Here is a 21,051-nt window from a genome sequence, read left to right on the forward strand (position 1 = left end):
TCGATCACTCTTTGGGCAATGTTATGTCAGCCTTGTTGACATTCCAAGACCGAATCGGTAGCAATCCTTGGAAATTGCGTAACTTTATGTCCGTATCGGACCTAATATGCGCAATATTTGAAAACTTTGGGCATGGAGGCACCGATGGCCGGCGCATATGACGACAGGGAAGGGTTTATCTGGATGGATGGCAAATTGGTGCCGTGGCGCGAGGCCAATGTGCATATCCTGAGCCATGCCATGCATTACGCCTCGTCGGTGTTCGAGGGCGAGCGCTGCTATGATGGCAAGATCTTCAAGGGGCACGAGCATTCGCTGCGCCTGCTGGAATCGGGCCGCCTGCTGGACATGCCGATCCCCTACACCGCCGAGCAGATTGACGCCGCCAAGGCCGAAGTGCTGGCCGCCAACAACCTGACCAACGCGTATGTGCGCGCGGTCGCTTGGCGCGGCGCGGGCGAAGATATGGGCGTCGCCGCCCGCCGCAACCCGGTCCGTCTGGCCGTGGCCGCGTGGGAATGGGGTGCCTATTACGGCGACGCCAAGATGCAGGGCGCGAAGCTGGACATCGCCAAATGGCGCCGCCCCTCGCCCGACACGATCCCGACAGCCGCCAAGGCCGCGGGCCTGTATATGATCTGCACCATGTCGAAACACGCGGCAGAGGAAAAAGGCTGCTCGGACGCGCTGTTTTACGACTATCGCGGCTATGTGGCCGAAGCGACCGGGGCGAATGTGTTCTTCGTAAAGGACGGTGAGGTGCACACGCCCATCCCCGATGCGATCTTGAACGGCATTACCCGCCAGACGGTCATCGCCATGCTACGCGACAAGGGGATGGTCGTGCATGAACGCCATATCTTGCCCGAGGAGCTGGAGTCATTCAGCGAATGCTGGCTGACCGGCACTGCCGCCGAAGTCACACCGGTGGGCCAGATCGGGAACTACCATTTCCAAGTGGGCCAGATCACCCGCGACGTGGCGAAAAGCTACGAGGAACTGGTTCGCGCCTAACCTAATACAGCCCGCGCATCAGATAATGCGCGGGCGCAAGTTCTCGTCCGGCACGCCCGGCACATCCCAAAACGCGCGTGCCTGTGGCGGCAGGTCCGCCATGGCGCGTGCCCAGTCGGCAGGCAGAATTTGGCGGCGAAGTGCGGCGGCTGTCGCTTCTATCGCGTTATCCGGCGTAAGGTTGTGATGCAGCCGCAGCGCCTTGACCTCTGCCACCAGATCGGCGCGCGGCCCGAACGGCAAGGGCGGGTCCATGGGCTGCCATCCCGCCACGAAAATGGCGCGCGGCACAGAAGGCAAAACGCTGGCAAAACCCAAGCCTTCGGCTGCTGTGACCCGTTTTCGGTAGCATTGGAACACCCCATCCACCGCCGTATAGGCCATGTTGTCCGAAATCAGGTTCATCCCATCCTTCACATCTTCCAAGAATGCCCGCCATTCTCGGCTGGCATGGCGATAGGTCCAGGGCATGGGCATCGCATCCCTCCCAATCACATCTTGCACGCCACGATGAAGGCGCGCAGGTCGCGGCCTTGGCTGGCGTGCCATTCGGTCGGATCGCAGGCGAATCCCGCCTGAGTCAAAGCCAACTCCAAATCTGCCGCCGTAAGCATTGTCAGGTAAGGCGCTTTACCCACCGCTTGCAGCATCGGGACCAGCCAGCGGATGTAAAACGGCGCTTGCCCCAGCATCGGCGTTTTCGAGATAAGCAGCCCACCCAACGGCAAGATCGCATGGATATGCGCCAAGGTGCCCGGCAAATCCCGCAGCAGGTGCAGGTAATTCTGCACGAACACGACGTCAAACTGCCCCGGCCCGAAATCTTCGGCCTGTGCCACCTGAAAGGACAGGTTCGCGACCGGGTCATTGGCCACACGCCCTTGGGCGATCTCTATCATGCCCGGCGCGATATCGGTCGCATGGTAGCTTTGCGCATGCGGGGCCAGCGCCAGCGCAGTCAGCCCCGTGCCGCAGCCCAGTTCCAGCACACGGGCGCCTTGCAACAATGGCGCGACCTGGCGCAGGGTCCGTTCATAGCCCGCGCTGTCCCCAATCTTGGCGCGGGCGTAGCGGGGCGCCATCTTGCTCCAGAAATCTGCGTCTTGCATGGCCACCCTTTCGATTTGGCAAAGCACTAGCAGAGCAGCGCCCGCGTTGGAATTGGCATCCGCTTGCGCCTGCGCTAGACCATGGGCATGATCCCGGTCCTCTACTCCTTCCGCCGTTGCCCTTATGCCATCCGGGCGCGTTTGGCGTTGGCGGCAAGCGGCGTGCAGGTAGAGTTGCGCGAAATCTTGCTGCGCGACAAGCCTTCGGCGTTTCTGGCCGCATCACCCTCTGGCACCGTGCCTTGCCTTGTCACCGGCGACGGCGTTCTTGATGAGAGCTTAGATATCATGCTCTGGGCGCTTGGGCAGTCCGACCCCGAAGGCTGGCTGGAAATGCCGCCATCGGGCCAAGATTGGATCGCCCAAAATGACGGGCCATTCAAGCACGCGCTGGACCGGGTAAAATACGCCAGCCGCTACCCTGAAAAGGATGCGCACACCTATCGGGCCAAGGCCTGCGCCCATCTTGCCACGCTGGACGCGGCCTTGAATAACTGGCTGTTCGACCACCCCACGCTGGCCGATTACGCCATCTTGCCCTTCATCCGGCAATTCGCATTCATCGACAAAACGTGGTTCGACGCGCAGCCTTGGCCGCGCCTGCATGCATGGTTGGCGCGTTTTCTGGCCTCGGATCGGTTTGGCGCTGTTATGGCCAAGCGCCCGGTTTGGGCAGAGGGCGCTGCGCCCCGCCTCTTCCCCTAGGGCGGCGCGCCCCTTATCTAGGTCAAAACGAAGGGTATGGGGCTTATGGGTATCGGTCGGTTTGCAGGTGACGTGTTACGGGGCGTGGAGGAAACCGCCACCCAAGTCGGCCATGCGATTGCCGGTGGCGCGTTCGACAATTCGCTGCGCTTGGGGGTAACGGGGCTGTCGCAGGCGGGCAAGACGGTCTTCATCACCTCGCTGGTGGCGAACCTGCTGGACCGGGGGCGCATGGGCGGGCTGCAAGCGGTCAGCGACGGCCGCATCGACGCCGCCTATCTGCAACCCCAGCCAGATGACACGATCCCGCGTTTCGAATACGAGCGCCATCTGGCGGCATTGACCGGCCCGAACCCGCATTGGCCAGACAGCACACGGCAGGTGGCGCAACTGCGGCTGTCCTTCCGAGTGCGCTCGGGCGGGGTGCTGGGGGGCTTGCGCGGTGCACGGGTGCAGCATCTGGATATTATCGACTACCCCGGCGAATGGCTGCTGGACCTGACCCTGCTGGACAAATCCTTCACCCAATGGAGCACAGATCTGCTGACCGCCATGGCGCGGCGCGGCTATGCGCAGGCCTTTCTGGCCGCATTGGCCAAGACCGACCCAGATGCCCCGCATGACGAAACCCGCGCCCAAGAGCTTGCCGCCAGCTTTACCGACTACCTTGGCGCGGCGCGGGCGGCGGGCTTGCCCGACATCTCTCCGGGGCGGTTCTTGCTGCCGGGCGATCTGGCAGGCAGCCCGGCGCTGACCTTCGCGCCCATGGCCCACAAAGGCCAGCGCGGCAGCTTGGGGCGCGAAATGGAACGCCGGTTCGAGGCGTATAAAACGCGCGTCGTGCGCCCGTTCTTTCGTGACCATTTCGCCCGGATCGACCGGCAGATCGTATTGGCCGATGTGCTGGGCGCAGTCCATGCCGGGCCAGATGCCGTAGCCGAACTGGGCCGCACCATGACCGAATTGCTGTCAGCCTTTCGCCCCGGTCGCAACGCGTGGCTGACCCGCTTGCTGGGCGGCAAACGGGTGGAACGCATCTTGTTCGCGGCAACCAAGGCCGACCATTTGCACCACGGCCAGCATGCAAAACTGACCGCGCTGATGGCCGCGCTGTTGCGCCAAGCACGCGACCGGGCCGATTTCGCTGGCGCCCAGACCGAAGCCATGGCCATTGCCGCCGTGCGCGCCACGGTCGAAGATCAGCGCCCACATGGCAGCGAGATGCTTGACTGCGTGCGCGGCACATTGGCTGACACCGGCAAACAGGCCGCGTTTTTCGCAGGCGACCTGCCCGAAGACCCGATGGCCCTGATTGGGCCCGCGCGGGACGGGGCAGCGAAATGGCTGGATGCCGATTTCGGGGTGATGCAATTCGCCCCGGTGGGCCTGTCCCGCCGCCCGGGCGACGGGCTGGCGCATATAAGGCTGGACCGCGCCGCGCAATTCCTGATCGGAGACATGCTATGAGCCGCGGGCCCACCCTGTTCGAGTTGGAGGACAGCGCGACGGAAACCCCGGCAACCGCCGCGCAGCCCCCCGAAGACGGGCCCCCAACAGGCGCAGCGATGCGTGCCACCCTCAGCTTGGGACGGCGGCGCATGACATGGCTGGGCCGTTTGGGCTGGGGCGCGGCGTTGGCACTTCTGGGCATGGCCCTGTCGATTGCGGCATGGGATTTCGTCACCGGGCTGATCGCGCGCAACCCGTCGCTGGGCTGGGTGGCGGGCGGGCTTCTCGCGCTGGTGGGCGTGGCCTGCCTTGGCGTGGCCCTGCGCGAATGGATGGGGTTTCGCCGCCTCGCGCGGTTGGATGATTTGCGCCAACAGGCCGACAGGGCGCGCAATGATGGCAACCGCAACACCGCATTGCGGCTTATGGCCCGCCTGTCCGCGCTTTATGCCAACCGCCCCGAGATGCGCTGGCACCGCGACAGGCTGGCCGAACTGGCCCCGGACCAACCCGATGCCGAAGGGCTGCTGCACCTATCTGAAACCACGCTTCTGGTGCCATTGGACCAAGCCGCCCGAGCAGAGGTCGAGGCCGCCGCGCGGCAAGTCGCGCTTCTGACCGCCATGCTGCCCATGGCGCTGGTCGATGTGGTCGCGGCGCTGGCAATCAATCTGCGCATGATCCGGCGCATTGCCGAAATCTACGGGGGGCGCGCCGGTGCGCTAGGCAGCATCCGCTTGCTACGCGGTGTGGTGGCGCATCTGTTGGCCACCGGTGCCGTGGCGGTGGGCGAAGATATGCTGGGATCTGTCGCCTCTGGCGGCGTGGTGTCGAAATTGTCGCGCCGCTTTGGCGAAGGGTTGGTGAACGGCGCGCTGACCGCGCGGCTGGGCATTGCCGCCATGAGCATCTGCCGCCCCCTGCCCTTCGTCGCTGCGCAAAAGCCGCGCACCAGCAATATAGTGTCGCGCGCAATCAGCGGCTTGTTTGACAGGGGTTAACCTGCACTGGGGCCCAAAATCCGGCCCAAGGCTGCGCGGATCGCGCTTTCATCTTCCCAAGCCAGCCGCACAGGCAGCGTCATGACCTTCTGACGAAAGCGGCGCGGCAGGCGCACGGCGTCTTTTTCGGTCGTGACCATCTGCGCGCCCAGCGCCTTGGCCTCGATCTCTAGCCGGGTCATCAACGCATCACTCAGGGGTTGATGATCCGACAGCGCCTCTGCGCGCAGCAGCACAGCCCCTTCGGCGCGCAAAGTGGCAAAGAATTTCTCTGGCCGTCCGATACCCGCGAAGGCCAGCACGCGCTGGCCCTGCCATGACAGCCCCATGGCAAGTGGTTTCAGCGCCGCGCCAAGAACCGGAACCGGGTAATCGGTGCCCTTACGAAAAGCCGCGACCTGGCCCGCCTCGCCAATGGCAAGGATCATATCCGCCCGCGCCAAGCCTGCGGCCACCGGTTCGCGCAGCGGGCCTGCGGGCAAGACCCTGCCATTGCCAAAAGCCAGCGCGGCATCCACCACCACGAGTGACAGATCCTTGCGCAAGGCCGGATCTTGGAACCCGTCGTCCAGAATAAGCACCTTTGCACCGGCCGCTTGGGCCACCTGCGCGGTCGCCGCGCGATCACGCCCAACCCAGACCGGCGCGAAGGCAGCCATCAGCAGTGGTTCGTCGCCCACATCCGTGGCGCTGTGCTGGCGTTCATTCACTTGCACCGGACCGGTCAACCGCCCGCCATAGCCGCGCGACAGGACATGCGGCTGCACCCCCATGGCCTGCAACATCTGCACAAGCGCAATCACCGTGGGCGTTTTGCCAGTGCCGCCAATATTGATATTACCCACGCAGATAACCGGCACCCCCGGCGCAAAACGCGCAGGCTGCGCGACACGCCGCGCGGTCGCTGCGGCGTAAACCAGCCCGAGCGGTGCCAACAGCACGGCCATGACAGACCAAGGACGGAACCAGAAGGCAGGTGGTTGCATGGCATCAATCCCGGTTTGCCGCCAACAGGGCGGTGACAAGGGTTTCGGTCGCTTCCGAGCCTTCCGACACAACCTGCCAGCCGCCATGCGCCATTTCTGCGGCGCGCTCGGGGCGCAAGACGCTGCGCATCATCGCGCCAAGGGCATCGGACCGCGTAACACGCCGCGAGGCGCGCCGCTCTGTCAGCATATCGAAGGCAGCATCGAAGCGGCCACTTTCGGGGCCGTGGACGATGGCGCAACCCAGCCCTGCGGGTTCCAGCGGCGAATAGGTGCTGCCGGTGCTAAAGCTGCCCCCCATATAGCACGCCACCGCCAACCGATACCACAAGCCGCGCTCCCCTTCTGTATCGGCAATGTAAACCTGCGTTTCGGGCAAAAGCGGGTCATCGCGCGAGCGCAGCGCCATGTTGAACTGATGCGCGAAACGGTCATACAGCGCCGGGCCACGCATCGGGTCGGAAGGATGCAGGATCAGCGCCAGCCGATGGGTTTCGCGAAGGGCTTCGTGCTGAACGGCAATGACCTGCTCTTCTTCCTCGGGCGGGACACCCGCAGCCAGCCACACGGTGCGCTGGCGCAAGGATTCGGCCAAAGCCTCGCGCTCTGCCTCGTTGCACTTCAGCGCAAGCGGCGCTTGCGCCAGCGCGCCGATAACAGACATGCGCTCCCCCGGCACGCCTGCGCGCTGCCATCGGTCTTGCCAAGACTCGCGCGCCAGAAAAACATGGTCCACGCGGCCCAGAACCCGGCGCGTATGGCCCGGAAGGACGGACCATAGCCCGGTTACACGGGGTGCAGCCATTTCTGCCAGCAAAACACGCGTATTCTGCCGCCGCAGCCGCAGCACAAGCCGCGCCGCCAGCGAACGTGTGGCTAGTAGCGCTGTCGCAACCCGCGCCCCCCGCCCCAGCAGGCGGGCAAGCTGCGCCCCGTCATCTTGGCAGGCGACACATAAACGGCGCGGAATTTCCGGCGGCGGCGTGCACCCGACCGGAAAGCTAAGCACCAGCCCAACAGCCTCATCCGCCTGCAAAACGGCCTCTGACAGCGCCGCGAGCTTTTCCAAACGGCGCGGCGTGTCGCAATGCAGCCATAGCAAGGGGCTACCCAACCCGGCAATCAGGCCAAGGTCGGGATATTGCGCCGTCTGTTCTACATGGCCGGTCACCCGTGCTGCTCTCCTGCTCTGACGCTGCGCCGATTATCCCAGCTTGCGCGCCAACAGGTCAGCGTGCAAGGCAGGACTGGCGGCAATGACCCCCGGCGCGCGCGGCGTTGCGGTGTTAAACCGCAGCGCAGCGCCAGTTTCGTCGCTAACGCATCCGCCGGCCTCTGCCACAATCAGCGCGCCGGCGGCAATGTCCCAATGCCATGCTGGCTTGAAGGTCAACATCGCATCGAAAGACCCATCCGCAACCAGCGCCATGCGCCACGCAAGGGCGGGGCGAAAGAACCGTTCGGCCATAGGCGCGCCGCCGGGCCAGAACCCGGCCTCTAGCTGGCTGCGCGCGGCCAGCACGCGCGGCACGTCCGCAGGCATAGCCACATGAATCGGGGCAGCGTTGCAGAACGCGCCCTGCCCCAACGCCGCGCTGTAGGTTTGCCCCAGTCGAGGCAAATGGATCGCGGCGGCAATCGGGCGCCCGTCTTCGACAAGGCAGACAGGGTGGGCGAACCCGTCCTGCCCGTCCAGATACGCGCGGGTGCCATCCAGCGGGTCGACGATAAATATCCGCGACCGGCCCAAGCGGTCCGGGCTGTCGGGCGTTTCTTCGGACAACCAGCCATGATCGGGCCGCGCGCCCAATAACATGTCCCGCAACGCGGCGTCGATTTCCAGATCGACCTCTGACACCGGGCCTTGGCCTTGGCCCTTGTCCCAGACACGCGGAGCGCGCCCGAAACGGCGCAGGGCAATCTCGCCCGCCCGTTCTGCCGCCTGTATGACCAGCTTCAGGTCATCAGTCGCCTGCAAGGGTCATCCCCTCGACCAACAGCGACGGCACCACATGCGCCAGATGTGGCCGCGCATCATTGGCCGGGATGATCCGGCCCAGCATGTCGCGCAGATTGCCCGCGATGGTGCATTCGTTGACCGGATAGACGATTTCGCCGTTGTCCACCCAAAAGCCGCTGGCCCCGCGCGAATAATCGCCCGTATTGGGGTTGATGGTGGACCCGATCAGCGACGTCACCAGCAGCCCGGTGCCCATCTGTGCGATCAGGTCTGCGCGGCTGGCGGTGCCTTGGGTCAGCGCCCAATTTGTCGTGCCGGGACTGGGCGGGGACGAGGTGCCGCGCATGGCGTTTGCGGTGCTTTCCATGCCCAGCTTGCGGGCAGAGGCGAGGTCCAGAACCCAACCTTGCAATACCCCATCGGCCACAAGGTTACGGGCGCGGGTCGGCAGCCCTTCGGCATCGAACGGGCGCGAGGCGCTGCTGCGTGTTCGGTGCGGGTCTTCGATCAGCGACAGGCACTTGGGCAAGACCTGCTCGCCCATGGCCCGCAGCAACCAGCTGGACCCGCGGGCGATTGACACGCCGTTGATGGCGGCCACCAGATGACCGATCAGCCCGCTGGCCACCCGTTCGTCATACAGCACCGGATAGGCCCCGGTTTTCGGGCGGCGGGCCCCATGGCGCGCCACGGCCCGTTCGCCGGCAAGACGGCCCACCGCTTCGGGCGCGGGCAGATCGGCTTGGAACACCCGCCCTTCGCCGCACCAGTCGCGTTCCATCGCCGTGCCTTCACCGCTGATGGCCACGCAGCTTGTGTGGCGCGACGTGCGCGCATAGCCGCCGCTGAACCCATTGGTGGCCGCCAGCCAAATTGCCTGCTGGCCATAGGCGGCAGAGGCGGACTGAACCTGTGTCACGCCGTCAATTGCTAGGGCGGCGGCCTCTGCGCGGCGCGCGTCCTCTTGCAGCATGGCCGGGTCGGGGTCGGCGGTCGGGTCGAACAGGTCCAGCCCGTCGGCGCTGCGCAACATGGCAAGGCGCTGGCTATCGGCCAGACCGGCATAAGGGTCTTCGGGCGCTTCGCGGGCCATGGCGACCGCGCGCTCTGCCATGGCCGCAAGCGTTTCTGGCCGCGTGTCGGACGAAGAGATACAGGCCTGCCGCTGCCCGACAAACACCCGCAGACCAATCTCCAACCCTTCCGAGCGTTCGGCCTGTTCCAGACCGCCCTTGCGCACATCTATAGAAACAGAACGCCCCTCGACAGCCAAAGCATCGGCGGCCTCTGCCCCCGCCGCTTTGGCCGCGCGCAACATGGCCTGAGTCAAAGGCGCAAGCGGGGCGGTCGGATCATCACTGTGCATCGGGCATTCCTTTTGTGCGGGCTTGCCCCTGATCTAGTGCGATCCGGCAGAAATTGGAATGCCGCCCCGACCCATTTTGCGCAGGTTCCGGGTCGGCAGGGGCGGGTGTGGCAGCGTAATCCGCAACTCTACACCAAGGAGCGCGCGCCGATGACCACCCTGACCCTGCTGCTATTTCTGTTGCCGCTGGCCTACAGCCCCGGACCGGGCAACCTGTTTTTCGCGGCACATGGCGCACGGTTCGGTTGGCGCAACTCTCTGCCTGCGCTTTTCGGCTATCACGCCGCAACGCTGGCTGCGGCCCTTGCGGTGGGTGGCGGCCTGCTGGTTGCGACCGGGCCGGACACGGCCCGGCTGCTGCTATGGGTTGGCAACGGCTATATATTATGGCTGGCGCTACGGCTTTGGCGCGCCAGTGCGCTGCCCCTGCGGACAAACACCGCACATGCCGGCCTATGGGACGGTGCAGCGCTGCTGGCCCTGAACCCAAAGGCGTGGGCGATCATGGCCGCGCTTTATGCGCAGTTTCCATCCGCAGACTGGCACACCGTGGCATGGGTTGCGACCGTGTTCACCCTGAACAACGCGGTTGCCTTCATGCTCTGGACCGGGCTTGGCCAAACCCTGCTTGCCCGCATCCAAAACCCGGCGCATTTGCGTAGGATCAACAAAGGCTTTGCCCTGCTGCTTGCTGCCGTCGCCATCTGGGTGGCGGTCAGCTAAGCGCTACCACCAACCGCGCCGACAATTCCGCAATTGCTGGTCATACATGACCGCACGGCTGGCCACGCGGTCCGCCACCTGCAACAACCAAGGCTTGGAGTTGTAGCTGCCGCGCGAAAACCCGGTATGCCCGTCATGATAGGCCAGATACAGATTGCGCGCGTCGTTCAAGGCAATCCCGTTACGCTCGCGCGATTTGTTGGAATACCACCCCACGAAATCGGTTGCATCCCGAATATCGGTGCGGTCCGCGCGGCGGTTGCCCGTTTCGCGACGATATTCATCCCATGTGCCGTCCAGCGCCTGACTATACCCCATTGCGGAGCTTTGACGCCCCAGCGGGATAACACCCAGTGCGTAGCGCACCGGGGTTTGCGCATCGCCGATAAAGCGGCTTTCGGCATGGATAATGGCTGCCTGAACGGCAACCGGCACACCCCAGCGGCGCTCTGTAGCCCGCATGGCCGCGAAGTATTTCGGTCTTTCGGATTGCATTGCGCAAGCATCATCCAGGTTGCGCGGCGCCGAAAACTCTCGACCGCCACATGCCGACAGCAACACCGCAACCGCGATGATCAAAGGAAATCTGCTCATGTCTGCCTCGATTTTTGACAGGATTCTAACGGTTCTGGCCTGAAAAGTAAGCCCCCAACTGTCCCAAGCCCTGCCATGGTGGCGAAAACGTGACCGTTTTTCCCCACCCTGCGACCTTTACCAACCGTTCAGACCCTCATGCTAAAATCCAAGACGGGTAAAAAGGTGGGTGAACATGGCACGTTCTGACAATGTCAGGCCGATCATCATCAAACGCAAAAAGATCGTTGCGGGGGGTGGGCATCATGGTGGGGCCTGGAAAGTAGCTTATGCAGATTTCGTGACGGCAATGATGGCATTCTTTCTAATGCTGTGGTTGCTCGGTTCGGTCACGGATGACGAACGCAAAGGGATCGCGGATTATTTCTCGCCGACCTTCGCTGTCGACAGCCAATCTTCGGGGGGCGATGGGGCGCTTGGGGGGTCTTCCATTTCAACCATTGCCTCTCTGACAGACGAAATCGCCACCGCCGAAGCCTACCAAGCGGAATCGCAGGCGCTGCAAGATGTCGCCGATCGGTTCGCCGCCCTTGCCGGGGAAAGCGCGCAGGCTGAACAATTGCTGAAACACGTTAACATCAAGCTTACAGATGAGGGGCTTGTGTTCACCGTGTCGGATCTGCCCGACGCGCCGCTGTTCAACCCTGACGGCGCAAACCCGCGCCCGGTTCTGCGCCAACTGCTGCACCTGCTGACGGAAGCCATGCGCATCGTGCAGAACCCCCTTGCCATAGGCGCGCATTCGCAAGCCTTTCCAGCGGTTCTGCGCACCAATCCGGTCTGGGAGCTGACGCTTGCGCGCGCGGCTGCAACCCGCCAGCTTCTTCTGGACACAGATTTCACTCCCGAACGCCTAAGCAGGGTGACAGGCCATGCCGACAGATCCCCGGCCTTGCCTGAAAACACCATGGCAGTCGGGAATAACCGGCTGGAACTGATATTGCTGCGCAGCATCCAAGCGTAAGGCGCGATTAGGGATAAATTAAGCCGCGCCGCCGATAGTCATGGGAAGAATCACCAACCCATGACGGAGCGGCCATGAGCATTACCTCTTCCCTGAACGCCGGTATTTCGGGACTGCGCGCCAATGCGAACCGGCTGTCGACCATTTCCGACAATATCGCGAATTCGGCAACCTATGGCTACAGACGGGCGCAAACCTCGTTTCATTCAATGGTTATTGGCAGCGGCCTCGCCGATCAGGGCGCCTATAGCGCCGGGGGTGTCAGAACATCCACCTTGCGGCTTGCCGACCAAGGGGGCGCGCTGATTGGCACGCAGAATGCAACTGACATCGCGGTCAACGGGCGTGGCTTTCTGCCCGTCACATCAGAGCTTGGCGCACAGTTGCAAGATGGCACGGCGCCAATGCTTCTGACGGCCACAGGGTCTTTTCGGCAGGATGCAAACGGGTTCTTGCGCAACCCGGCAGGAATGGTCCTCATGGGCTGGCCAGCGGGCGAAGATGGCATTGTTCCGCCCAATGTACGCGACAACAGCAGTGGTCTGCGCCCGATCCAGATCGCGATGAACCAACAGGCATCGTTCCCGACCAGCCGTATCACCATGCCGGTCAACCTGCCTGCCAGCGACAGCGCGCCAAGCGCGCTTGGGGACCCATCGATTCTGTCCATCGCCTATTTCGACACGCTTGGCTTGCCCGGAACGCTGGAAGCGACCTTTCAGCCGACCGGAACGGCCAATACTTGGACAATGAGCATTGAAGACCAAGCAAGCGGCACGACCGTCGGCGAATACGAGTTGGTTTTCGACACCAGCCCCGGCAGCGGCGGCACCCTTGCCTCTGTGACAGCCTTGGGCGGCTCGAACAGCTATGACCCGGCAACCGGCAGCGTCAACCTGACGGTTGGGGTGCAACAAATCAACATGCAGCTTGGGCGTCTGGGCGAACCAGGTGGCGTAACGCAACGCGGCTCTACCTTTTCTCCGGCTGGGGTCACACAGGATGGCTTCGGCGCGGGCGATCTGATCGGGCTGACGATTGATGCCAGCGGCAATCTGGATGCTGTCTATGATCAAGGTTTCCGTCGCACGCTCTTCCGCGTGCCCTTGGTTGATGTCCCCAATCCGAATGGGCTGACATCGGTAAACGATCAATCCTTCCAAATTTCCCGCGAAAGCGGTCCGTTCTTCCTTTGGGACGCGGGCGATGGCCCCGTCGGCGAATTCGTGGGCTTCGCCCTTCAGGAATCCGCGACAGATGTCGCAGAGGAATTGACGAACCTGATCCAAACCCAACGCGCTTATTCGTCGAATGCGAAGGTCATCCAAACCGTCGATGAAATGTTTCAGGAAACCAACAACATCAAGCGTTGATCCAACCCAACACATGACATGAGGATGCGATGAGCCTTGGACTAGCAACAAATGCCGCGATGGGCGGTCTGCGCATCACGACCCTCGGCACCCGCCTTGTTGCCGAAAACCTCGCAAATGCCGATGTCGAAGGCTATGGGGTGCGCAATCTTGTGCCGACAAGCCTGTTGGTGAATGGGCGCGACCTGCCGGTGCAACGTGCCGTGAACCCGGTGCTTCTAGGTGCGGCGCGGTCAGCAGATTCCATGCGTCTGCATGCCGAAATCCGGCAAACCGCCATCGCCGAACTCGAACGTGCCTATGGCGTGCCAGGCGATCCCGGTTCTTTGAATTCACTCGTCGCGGCGCTGGATTCCAGCCTGCATCAAGCAGTGTCCACGCCGGATTCGGACGCAGCACTTCAAGCGGTCGCACAGAACGCAAGCCACCTTGTCACAAGGTTCAATACCCTCGAAAAGACCGCCCAATCCATCCGCCAGAACGCGGATGATGCGGTCGCCGCCGATGTTGCAAAATTGAACACGGCTCTTGACCAGGTTGTGGCGCTGAATATCGAAATCCAGCGGCAGTCCCTTCTGGGGGGCAACCCACATGGCCTGATGGACGAGCGGCAGCGCGTTACCTCCGACATCTCCGCGATCATACCAATTACCGAAATCCCGCGTGACAATGGGCGCATCATGCTTCTGTCTGCCGACGGGCAGGTTCTGGCCGACCAGACCCGCGCAGAATTCGGCTTCACGCCCACAATTGGCATCACCGCGGGCGACTCGGTAGCGAATGGCGCACTGTCGCCGGTATCGCTCAACGGACGTGCCTTGGCCCCGGCCAGCCCGGTCTTGGCCAGCGGAGGGCTCGGGGGCCATCTGGCCGTCCGAGATGAGATCGCGCCGCGTGCGCAAGCGCAGCTCGACACACTCGCCCGGGACCTTCTGAACCGCTTCTCCGGCCCGAGCGCAGACCAAAGCCTTGCACCGGGCGAATTCGGATTGTTCGCACTTGATGGAACAACCACATTGCCCAGCATGCCAGACGGGTTGGCCGGACAACTGCGGCTAAACGCGCAGATTGATCCGCAGGCCGGCACAGGGCTTTGGCGGTTGCGGGCTGGCCTGAATGCCCCGTCCCCCGGGCCGATTCTGGACGCTACCGGTCTGGCCAGACTGTCAGCCGCGCTGTCGGGCGCAACCACCCTTCAGCCCGGCACACCATCGCGCAGCTTTACCGAGCATATCGCAACACAGGTATCCGCCCTTGCGACAGCGCGGCTCGACGCGGACAGCACCCTTACCTTCGCGAACGCCAAGCACGCGACCTTGCACGAAGATCTTGCCGCGCAAGGTGTAGACACTGATCGCGAGATGCAAAACCTGCTCACGCTGGAACGCGCCTATTCAGCCAATGCGCGCGTCTTGTCGGCAATCGACGAAATGATGCGCAACTTGCTGGAGATTTGACATGATCCCTTATGGAACCGGCGACTTGAGCCAGACCTTGATGCTGCGACGAATTGGCGGCGGATTGCGGCAAGAAATCGCACGCGTGAGCGCCGAAATCGCAAGTGGCCAAAGGTCAGATCCCGCGCGCGCCTTGGGTGGAAACCTGATGCAGCTTGCAACAATAGAGCACGGGCTGGTGCAAGCGGACCGCTATGCAAGCTCTGCCAAATTCGGGGCAACCCTGTTGGCAAGCCAGCAAAATTCAGTAGAGCAGATCGGCATTATCACCGAACGGCTTGCGCCCGACCTGCGCATGTCAGCGCAGCCGACCAGCCCCGATGCGCTTGGCGCAGCAGCGGCCAGAGCGCGGGCCGGGTTCGAAGATGCGATCGGCCTTCTGAACACAAAGGTCGCGGGGCGCTACATTTTCGCCGGAATCGACGGGGATCAGCGCCCATTTGCCGGGGCACAAGACATGCTCGACTCTATCACAGCGGGCTTGCCGGCCAACGCGACACCTGCCGATGTCACGGCCCATGTCACGGCATGGTTTGCCGATGGTGGTCCATTCGAAGCGCTCGCCTATCAGGGGGGGCCTGCCCCAAGCAATTCGATAGATCTGGGTGATGGCAACAGCTTCCGGCTAGACACGACCGGCGCCAGTCCGGGGATTCGCGATACGCTCGCCGCCATGGCCTTGGGCGCCATGGCCGAAACGCTGTCTGCGCAGATGCCGCTTGCCGATAGGCGCGCGCTTCTGGCGGCCGGGTCAGAGGCAATGACCGCGTCAACCGACGGACGGATCGCAGCGCAAGCGAATATCGGCGCGCAAGAAGCCCGCGCAGCGAAAGCCCTTGCGCAAGCTGAAGCAAAATCAGCCTCCTACAAGATTCTGCGCACCGAATTGCGCGCAGCAGACCCCTATGAAAACGCTATGGCCCTCGAATCGGCAGCCCAGAAGCTGGACGCGCTTTACCTTGTCACAGCGCGTTTGTCGCGCCTATCCTTGACAGAGTATCTGCGATGAGATGCGGCATTCTCGGACTACTGGTGTGCGTGCTTGCACTGACCGCCCATGTCGCGCACGCGACCGTGCGGTTGAAGGACATGGTCGAATTCGACGGCGTGCGTGGGAACGATTTGCTGGGATACGGGCTGGTCGTCGGGTTGAATGGCACCGGCGACGGGCTGCGCAATGCCCCGTTCACCGAAGACATGATGACGAATATCCTTGAACGCCTTGGCGTGAATGTCACGGGTGAGCAGTTTCGCCCCAAGAATGTTGCCGCCGTAATTGTCACCGCAAGCCTGCCTCCCTTCGCACGCGCCGGCGCGACACTGGATGTAACTGTCTCGGCCGTGGGCGACGCGACCAGCCTGTTGGGCGGCACGCTGGTCATGACGCCGCTGAACGGTGCAGATGGCACGATCTATGCCGTCGCTCAGGGCAGCATACTGGCCGGGGGGGCCGTTGCCGAAGGCGCCGCCGCACGCGAAACCCGTGGCGTGCCAACGGCTGGCATCATTCCCGGCGGCGCGCGGGTTGAACGCGAGGTCGATTTCGCGCTCGACAGCCTGAGCGAGGTCAGGCTGGCATTGAACGTGCCTGATTTCTCGACAGCGCTTCAGATAGAGCAGGCGATCAACCGTGAATTCGCCGTTCACGCCGCGCGGATGACCGACTCGGGGACGGTGATTCTACAGGTGCCCAAGACTGGCGCACGCTCTACCGCGCACGCGCTTGCGCGGATCGAAAACCTGCGCATCGCCCCTGCCAGCAAAGCACGCGTTGTTGTCGATCAGCGTTCGGGAACGATCGTCATGGGCGCTGACGTGCGAATCAGCCGGGTTGCCGTTGCACAGGGTGGGCTGACCCTGCGCGTGGAAGAACGTCCTCTTGTTGTGCAGCCGAACCCCTTTTCGGATGGCGAAACCGTCGTCGTGCCGCGGACCGCCGCTGAACTGGAGGACGCGCCACCAGTGGCTTTGGCCGAAGTCGAAGGCGGGACATCGCTTTCCGAGATCGTTGCAGGGTTGAACGCGCTTGGGGTCGCACCTCGGGACATGATTGACATTCTAAGCAGCATCAGCGCGGCAGGCGCGCTGCATGCAGAATTGGTGGTCAGATAGCCGGGGCATTGCCCCAAAAGCACCCAGTCAAAGAAACAGATGCGGGTTGAAAATATGCATTGGCCTGCGCCGCGAAATCTGGGAAGCCCTTGGATATGACTGGCAAGCGCCCGACCGCAGCGCCCCCCATGGTGAGCGTTATTTTGCCCTGCTACAATGTGGCGGAATATATCGGCACGGCCATCGACAGCCTGAAGGCCCAGACCTTCGAGAATTTTGAAGCGCTTGTGGTCAATGACGGATCGACCGACGCCTCTGCCGATATCGTGCGCGCCGCGATCGCGGGCGATGCCCGGTTCCGACTGCTGTCCCAACGCCGGCAAGGGCTGTCAGGCGCGCGCAACACCGGTCTGAACCAAGCATCCGGCACCTATGTCGCATTTTTGGATGGCGATGACTGGTTCGCACCAGAATTTCTGTCGCACATGGTCAGGACGCTTGAAGAAACGGGCGCGGATTGGGCGGCCTCGGCGCTTTGGCTGGAGTTTGACACAGGATCAAGATTTGCGCATTCCGCGATCCATGGCGCTCCTGACATCACCGGAGCGGCGCGCGCTTGTCACCTTGACGATGCCCGCATGGTCGCGCGACATTTTCCGTCGGCTTGGAACAAGCTATACCGTCGGGATTTCATAGGCGACCTCAGGTTCGTACCCGGTGCAGTCTATGAGGACCACCCGTTCTACTGGGCCTTGGCCTGCCGGTCAGATCAGATGTGGTATGTGCCAGAGCCGTTATATCATCATCGGCGCGGCCGGCACGGGCAGATCACCGCGCAGGGCGACCGGCAGATTTTCGAGCAATTCGACCGTTTGGACGAAGTGCGCGCATTGATGGATAGCGCCGGCATGCCGCATCGTCGCTGCGCCTTGTCTCGTTTGGCCACGCGGCTGGTTCATGAACGGTTGCAACCTGTCACCGATCCGGCCCTGCGGCGCGCTTTTATTGACCGGGCGGGTGCGTATTTCGCGGCGCATGATCTGACTTGGGATTGGGACGGTGCATCTGACATAGACCTGCGCCCCGGCCCCGAGATATCGCCATCGCTGCGCTATACGGTGCTTGTGCAGGCAGGCGACGGCGCAGACCAAACACGGCGCGCACTTGCAGCACAAAGGTTGCCCCCGACAGGTGTTCTGGAATTGGCGGACGGACCTGTGGCAAAACTCTTTGCCCAAGCCCGACCCAGCATCCAAACGCCGTGGTGCGCCATTCTGAAAGCGGGCGACACGCCTTTGCCGGACTGGTCGGCCAAGATGCTGGGTGCATTGCAAGAGCCAGCTGATGCAACCTTGGCAGTCTGCGCGGTCACACGCGGCGCGCAAGGTTGGGACCCCGGTTTTGCCCTGCCGGACCTGCCCTGCCCGGACCCGGCCGCGCTGATATTCGCCACCGCGCTGCCCCCAAGCGCCAGCCCGGATGGCCCGGATTGGGCCACCGGCCTGCGCTTCGCGGTCGCGCATGGACCGACGAAAACCGCGCGGGTCGAGGACGCGATGATGGTGCTGGCACCGCGCCCAACGGACAGCCCGCGCGCGACAGTGCGAACGCTTCGGCAGATGGTGTCAAGCGGATTGGTGTCGCCCCGTCAGGCGGCGGCGCTCTTCGCGCATCTGGCACAGCTGGCCGTGTCTGCGCAAGCCGGGCGCGCAAGGCGGGTCGCACATGCCCTGATCTGGGGGGTTGCAAGGCGCGCGGGCCGTTTACCCAAGCCACCCCAAGCTGCGCATATCGGAAAACGCCTGCACCGCTTGTTATAACTTGCGGCCAGTGCAGGGGGCTTAGAACAAGCTTGGACGCCCGGGAAAGAACTCTTGCCGCAGCAATTCGTTCTGGGCCGCGTTCTTTTTGAGAATCTCTGCGCGCTGGGCGTCTGTCAGGGTCAGGGGTGTGCGTTTGCGCCGAAACTTGAGCAAGGTCTGCAAGGCCACACGATACACCGGATGCATGTCGCCGCCGCGCGCTTGGCGTGGCAGGATGCGGTTCAAGGCTCTGCGAATGGCGACCTCCTCTGCCGACAGGGCTGTATTCACCCGCCCCGGGCGTTGCAGGCCATCGGCGTCAATCCCGGTGTGATGGCAGAAATCCGCCAGCAGATCTTCATTTTGCAAAACGTCCCGCGACAGAATACGCACGACAAGCCGATCCTTCCCAACGGCCTGCACCCAGCGATCCACCGGCACATGCAAGTTGATCTTTCCGCCGGTCGCAACATGCTGTGCAAGACTATGCGAATGCACGCGGCGGATCGCTTCGGAATAGCCGCTGAGAACCAGTTCGTCTTGAGCGCGCAGATAGAGCACATATTGCACCTGCACGAACCTTTCGCTCAGAAACCTGTCAAGTGCCCGAATTTGATCGACACTGTCCAGCCATGCGAAAAGATGTTCGCTGGACCCCACGAAAACCTCATGCCCCTGTCGCGCCGCGAGCGTTTGTGACAGATGCGTGGCATAGCGCTTTGCGTAATCCCGCAGATCCTGCACGGTATGCAACCCCAGAAGATTGCGCTCAAATTCCGGTTGGATGGCGTGCCCCACCGCGCTTAGCCCGATGATCGGCAATTCGAACTGGCTGCCAAATCTAGGATCGAACCTGTCATAAAGCACGCCCTGCCGCGACAGTGCCGCCGCGTTCATGCCCAAGAATGCCTGTATGGTGGATGTGCCCGATTTGGGCATCCCGATATGAATGACGGCTTTCATTGCGCGCCCTTGTATAATTTTTCCAGCTCTTGGGCATGTGCCGCGATCCCGGTCGGAATGCGCGCGTGTTCCCAATAGCCAGACAGATCAACCTGCCCCGCCATGACCCGCGCCAGCACACACGCGAAATCGGCAGTGTCGCCCGCGCGAAACACCAGATCGCGCGTGCCGGGCAGTTCCTGTGCCCCGCCCCTGTCAGAGGTCATCAGCGGGATATGCCGTGCATGAAGTTCCAGCGCAACTTGCGGCAGATTGTCTTCCCATAAGGGCGGCACGATGCCGATATCGGCCTGCGCCACGATCCTGTCCAGATCGGCTGCGGCATAGCCGTCATGCAAGGTCAGCCCGGCCAGCCTTGGCCGAAGCCCGCGCAGGCGCGCCATGACCTGTGCCGGCCCTTTGCGGGCGGCTACGGTCAGATGCAGGCGGGCAAGGGTCTGGTCCGGCAGGGCTTCCAGCGCGCTGAGCAGGAAGAAGAACCCTTTATCCGCACGCATATAGCCAAGGTAGATCAGCCGAAGCGGATCGGCCCCAAGCGGGCGCGGGCGCGTGCGGCCCCATGCTTCCGCATGGCGCGTGCCGATGTAACAGGTGCGCGCCTTCGTCACGCCAAAACCCTGCGCAATGTCGCGGACACGATCGGACACCGCCAGAACCTCGTCGCAATATTGCTCCAGAAGGTTGACCATTTCTGCGCGGCGCTTTGCGTAGTCCGGTGCCGCGGTGTCGGGCCGGTCAGGTGCAGGCAGGGCCGGTTTGCGCCCCCGCACGGCTTTCAGCGCTTGCCATCCGGCAGATAGGGCCGGTCGCAGCACACGGTCATAAGGCCAGCTTCCCGCCGGTGCGCCAATCCGCGCGAAAGCCGTTTCCACCGCATAGGCGCGCCGCACCGCAAGCGGGTTCGGCGCCACCGGCAGGCAAGTGCGGCAGCGCGCGCCATTGTCGTAGTCAGAACAATGTGCGCGCTCTTGCCACCACAGGTTCACCTGCGGGCAGAACGGGTAGTAATTATGCAGCGACAGCACGAAGCGAGTATTCGGGAAATCGCGGCGCAACGACAGCACCCGCGCTGGCAGCCCTTCAAGGCCGTGGAAATGGATCACATCATAGGGGCCAGTTTGCAGCAGGAAATCGCGGAACAATGCCTCTGTCGCGGGGTTCGCGATCTGCGCTGCCGCCGCGAATTCGGCATGTGACGGGGCAACAGGCCGCGTGTTGACGAATTCGAACCGTCCCGGCCCACATGCCTGCCAGCGCGGTTTAGCCCGGGACGAAAGGTCATAGACCATTCCCGCACTAAGCGCCGCACAGTCATGTCCGCCCGATCTGCGCTGCTCGTCCATCAGAGCCTTGGCATAGATCCTGACACCGCCCCCCCGCGCTGCGGGGTCGCATGGATCTACCCAGTTGTAATGCAGAATACGCACATGCCTGCCCTTGGGCGAATACCCGATACCCTAAGTTTCCCTAGCCCAGCGCGGCCCGGCTGCGCAAGACCGACCGTCCCAATGGCAGAGGCGGGCAAAGGATCAA

At 63.1% G+C, this 21,051-nt stretch carries 20 protein-coding genes; 11 read left to right on the top strand and 9 right to left on the bottom strand.

Translation table 11 applies throughout. The features are described 5' to 3' along the window. Positions 1 to 144 precede the first annotated feature (144 nt). A complete protein-coding gene (locus AWT76_RS14860) occupies positions 145 to 1,014 on the top strand; it encodes a branched-chain amino acid aminotransferase (RefSeq protein ID WP_072247753.1) in 870 nt (289 codons plus the stop codon). Between the two features lie 18 nt (positions 1,015 to 1,032). On the opposite strand, the gene AWT76_RS14865 is transcribed toward AWT76_RS14860, so the two are convergent. Together AWT76_RS14865 and AWT76_RS14870 are read right to left on the bottom strand one after the other, a co-directional pair. Further along, on the bottom strand, positions 1,033 to 1,485 hold the full coding sequence (locus AWT76_RS14865; protein WP_342667180.1) for a DUF2267 domain-containing protein: 453 nt from the start codon (positions 1,483 to 1,485) through the stop codon (positions 1,033 to 1,035). A gap of 20 nt (positions 1,486 to 1,505) precedes the next feature. After that, a complete protein-coding gene (locus tag AWT76_RS14870) occupies positions 1,506 to 2,123 on the bottom strand; it encodes a class I SAM-dependent methyltransferase (protein ID WP_072247030.1) in 618 nt (205 codons plus the stop codon). Positions 2,124 to 2,210: 87 nt separating this feature from the next. On the opposite strand from AWT76_RS14870, the gene AWT76_RS14875 reads away from it, so the two are divergent. From AWT76_RS14875 to AWT76_RS14885, 3 genes are read left to right on the top strand one after another with little or no spacing between them, the layout of a single operon-like run. After that, positions 2,211 to 2,828 (top strand): glutathione S-transferase, encoded by a 618-nt coding sequence (locus AWT76_RS14875; RefSeq protein ID WP_072247754.1) that lies wholly within the window; start codon positions 2,211 to 2,213, stop codon positions 2,826 to 2,828. Positions 2,829 to 2,873: 45 nt separating this feature from the next. Further along, positions 2,874 to 4,295: a YcjX family GTP-binding protein gene (locus AWT76_RS14880; RefSeq protein ID WP_072247031.1), complete on the top strand. Its 1,422-nt coding sequence runs from the start codon at positions 2,874 to 2,876 to the stop codon at positions 4,293 to 4,295. Beyond that, positions 4,292 to 5,278: a YcjF family protein gene (locus AWT76_RS14885; protein WP_072247032.1), complete on the top strand. Its 987-nt coding sequence runs from the start codon at positions 4,292 to 4,294 to the stop codon at positions 5,276 to 5,278. Before AWT76_RS14880 ends, AWT76_RS14885 begins: the two co-directional genes overlap by 4 nt. Here AWT76_RS14885 and lpxK read toward each other — a convergent pair. Genes lpxK through AWT76_RS14905 form a run of 4 tightly spaced genes read right to left on the bottom strand, consistent with a single transcriptional unit; the run spans position 5,275 to position 9,590 of the window. Continuing rightward, positions 5,275 to 6,264, bottom strand: coding sequence for a tetraacyldisaccharide 4'-kinase (lpxK, locus tag AWT76_RS14890; protein ID WP_072247033.1), 990 nt, complete (start codon positions 6,262 to 6,264; stop codon positions 5,275 to 5,277). The genes AWT76_RS14885 and lpxK overlap by 4 nt on opposite strands. Before the next feature lie 4 nt (positions 6,265 to 6,268). Continuing rightward, positions 6,269 to 7,435, bottom strand: coding sequence for a 3-deoxy-D-manno-octulosonic acid transferase (locus AWT76_RS14895; protein ID WP_072247034.1), 1,167 nt, complete (start codon positions 7,433 to 7,435; stop codon positions 6,269 to 6,271). A gap of 33 nt (positions 7,436 to 7,468) precedes the next feature. Continuing rightward, positions 7,469 to 8,242, bottom strand: coding sequence for a 3'(2'),5'-bisphosphate nucleotidase CysQ (locus AWT76_RS14900; RefSeq protein WP_072247035.1), 774 nt, complete (start codon positions 8,240 to 8,242; stop codon positions 7,469 to 7,471). Next, on the bottom strand, positions 8,229 to 9,590 hold the full coding sequence (locus tag AWT76_RS14905; RefSeq protein ID WP_072247036.1) for a TldD/PmbA family protein: 1,362 nt from the start codon (positions 9,588 to 9,590) through the stop codon (positions 8,229 to 8,231). The genes AWT76_RS14900 and AWT76_RS14905 overlap by 14 nt, the downstream gene beginning before the upstream one ends. Positions 9,591 to 9,740: 150 nt before the next feature. Here AWT76_RS14905 and AWT76_RS14910 point away from each other — a divergent pair, with 150 nt between their 5' ends. Continuing rightward, positions 9,741 to 10,313, top strand: a complete 573-nt coding sequence (locus AWT76_RS14910; RefSeq protein WP_072247037.1) for a LysE family translocator — start codon at positions 9,741 to 9,743, stop codon at positions 10,311 to 10,313. Between the two features lie 3 nt (positions 10,314 to 10,316). Here AWT76_RS14910 and AWT76_RS14915 read toward each other — a convergent pair whose 3' ends face one another. Next, the gene (locus AWT76_RS14915) at positions 10,317 to 10,907 is read right to left on the bottom strand and encodes a transglycosylase SLT domain-containing protein (protein ID WP_072247038.1); all 591 of its coding nucleotides are present in this window, start codon (positions 10,905 to 10,907) and stop codon (positions 10,317 to 10,319) included. Between the two features lie 175 nt (positions 10,908 to 11,082). Between AWT76_RS14915 and AWT76_RS14920 the strand changes: the two genes are divergently transcribed. The 6 genes from AWT76_RS14920 to AWT76_RS14945 all read left to right on the top strand — a co-directional run bounded on the left by AWT76_RS14920 (position 11,083) and on the right by AWT76_RS14945 (position 18,573). Next, complete coding sequence (locus AWT76_RS14920; RefSeq protein ID WP_072247039.1) at positions 11,083 to 11,871, top strand: flagellar motor protein MotB; 789 nt, start codon at positions 11,083 to 11,085, stop codon at positions 11,869 to 11,871. A gap of 74 nt (positions 11,872 to 11,945) precedes the next feature. Further along, positions 11,946 to 13,244, top strand: coding sequence for a flagellar hook protein FlgE (locus AWT76_RS14925; protein ID WP_072247040.1), 1,299 nt, complete (start codon positions 11,946 to 11,948; stop codon positions 13,242 to 13,244). Between the two features lie 29 nt (positions 13,245 to 13,273). Continuing rightward, positions 13,274 to 14,701 (top strand): flagellar hook-associated protein FlgK, encoded by a 1,428-nt coding sequence (flgK, locus tag AWT76_RS14930; RefSeq protein ID WP_072247041.1) that lies wholly within the window; start codon positions 13,274 to 13,276, stop codon positions 14,699 to 14,701. Between the two features lies 1 nt (position 14,702). Beyond that, complete coding sequence (locus AWT76_RS14935; RefSeq protein WP_072247042.1) at positions 14,703 to 15,710, top strand: hypothetical protein; 1,008 nt, start codon at positions 14,703 to 14,705, stop codon at positions 15,708 to 15,710. Continuing rightward, positions 15,707 to 16,813: a flagellar basal body P-ring protein FlgI gene (locus tag AWT76_RS14940; RefSeq protein ID WP_072247043.1), complete on the top strand. Its 1,107-nt coding sequence runs from the start codon at positions 15,707 to 15,709 to the stop codon at positions 16,811 to 16,813. Before AWT76_RS14935 ends, AWT76_RS14940 begins: the two co-directional genes overlap by 4 nt. A gap of 128 nt (positions 16,814 to 16,941) precedes the next feature. Further along, entirely contained in the window at positions 16,942 to 18,573 is a 1,632-nt protein-coding gene (locus tag AWT76_RS14945) for a glycosyltransferase family 2 protein (protein WP_072247044.1), read from the top strand. 21 nt (positions 18,574 to 18,594) lie between these two features. Here the strand turns inward: AWT76_RS14945 and AWT76_RS14950 are convergent, their stop codons facing one another. Both AWT76_RS14950 and AWT76_RS14955 read right to left on the bottom strand, forming a co-directional pair. Continuing rightward, positions 18,595 to 19,518, bottom strand: coding sequence for a hypothetical protein (locus AWT76_RS14950; protein ID WP_072247045.1), 924 nt, complete (start codon positions 19,516 to 19,518; stop codon positions 18,595 to 18,597). Beyond that, complete coding sequence (locus AWT76_RS14955; RefSeq protein WP_141655978.1) at positions 19,515 to 20,945, bottom strand: glycosyltransferase; 1,431 nt, start codon at positions 20,943 to 20,945, stop codon at positions 19,515 to 19,517. Before AWT76_RS14955 ends, AWT76_RS14950 begins: the two co-directional genes overlap by 4 nt. Positions 20,946 to 21,051: the final 106 nt, after the last annotated feature.

The organism is Roseibaca calidilacus (assembly GCF_001517585.1).
Taxonomy (GTDB): Bacteria; Pseudomonadota; Alphaproteobacteria; order Rhodobacterales; family Rhodobacteraceae; genus Roseinatronobacter; species Roseinatronobacter calidilacus.

Bases quoted from the DNA above. Each gene is read 5' to 3' on its own strand.
- AWT76_RS14925 (WP_072247040.1), top strand. From the start codon at position 11,946: ATGAGCATTACCTCTTCCCTGAACGCCGGTATTTCGGGACTGCGCGCC.
- AWT76_RS14880 (WP_072247031.1), top strand. From the start codon at position 2,874: ATGGGTATCGGTCGGTTTGCAGGTGACGTGTTACGGGGCGTGGAGGAA.
- AWT76_RS14870 (WP_072247030.1), bottom strand. From the start codon at position 2,123: ATGCAAGACGCAGATTTCTGGAGCAAGATGGCGCCCCGCTACGCCCGC.
- lpxK (WP_072247033.1), bottom strand. From the start codon at position 6,264: ATGCAACCACCTGCCTTCTGGTTCCGTCCTTGGTCTGTCATGGCCGTG.
- AWT76_RS14940 (WP_072247043.1), top strand. From the start codon at position 15,707: ATGAGATGCGGCATTCTCGGACTACTGGTGTGCGTGCTTGCACTGACC.
- AWT76_RS14935 (WP_072247042.1), top strand. From the start codon at position 14,703: ATGATCCCTTATGGAACCGGCGACTTGAGCCAGACCTTGATGCTGCGA.
- AWT76_RS14945 (WP_072247044.1), top strand. From the start codon at position 16,942: ATGGTGAGCGTTATTTTGCCCTGCTACAATGTGGCGGAATATATCGGC.
- AWT76_RS14915 (WP_072247038.1), bottom strand. From the start codon at position 10,907: ATGAGCAGATTTCCTTTGATCATCGCGGTTGCGGTGTTGCTGTCGGCA.
- flgK (WP_072247041.1), top strand. From the start codon at position 13,274: ATGAGCCTTGGACTAGCAACAAATGCCGCGATGGGCGGTCTGCGCATC.
- AWT76_RS14875 (WP_072247754.1), top strand. From the start codon at position 2,211: ATGATCCCGGTCCTCTACTCCTTCCGCCGTTGCCCTTATGCCATCCGG.
- AWT76_RS14905 (WP_072247036.1), bottom strand. From the start codon at position 9,590: ATGCACAGTGATGATCCGACCGCCCCGCTTGCGCCTTTGACTCAGGCC.
- AWT76_RS14860 (WP_072247753.1), top strand. From the start codon at position 145: ATGGCCGGCGCATATGACGACAGGGAAGGGTTTATCTGGATGGATGGC.
- AWT76_RS14920 (WP_072247039.1), top strand. From the start codon at position 11,083: ATGGCACGTTCTGACAATGTCAGGCCGATCATCATCAAACGCAAAAAG.
- AWT76_RS14885 (WP_072247032.1), top strand. From the start codon at position 4,292: ATGAGCCGCGGGCCCACCCTGTTCGAGTTGGAGGACAGCGCGACGGAA.
- AWT76_RS14910 (WP_072247037.1), top strand. From the start codon at position 9,741: ATGACCACCCTGACCCTGCTGCTATTTCTGTTGCCGCTGGCCTACAGC.
- AWT76_RS14865 (WP_342667180.1), bottom strand. From the start codon at position 1,485: ATGCCCTGGACCTATCGCCATGCCAGCCGAGAATGGCGGGCATTCTTG.
- AWT76_RS14950 (WP_072247045.1), bottom strand. From the start codon at position 19,518: ATGAAAGCCGTCATTCATATCGGGATGCCCAAATCGGGCACATCCACC.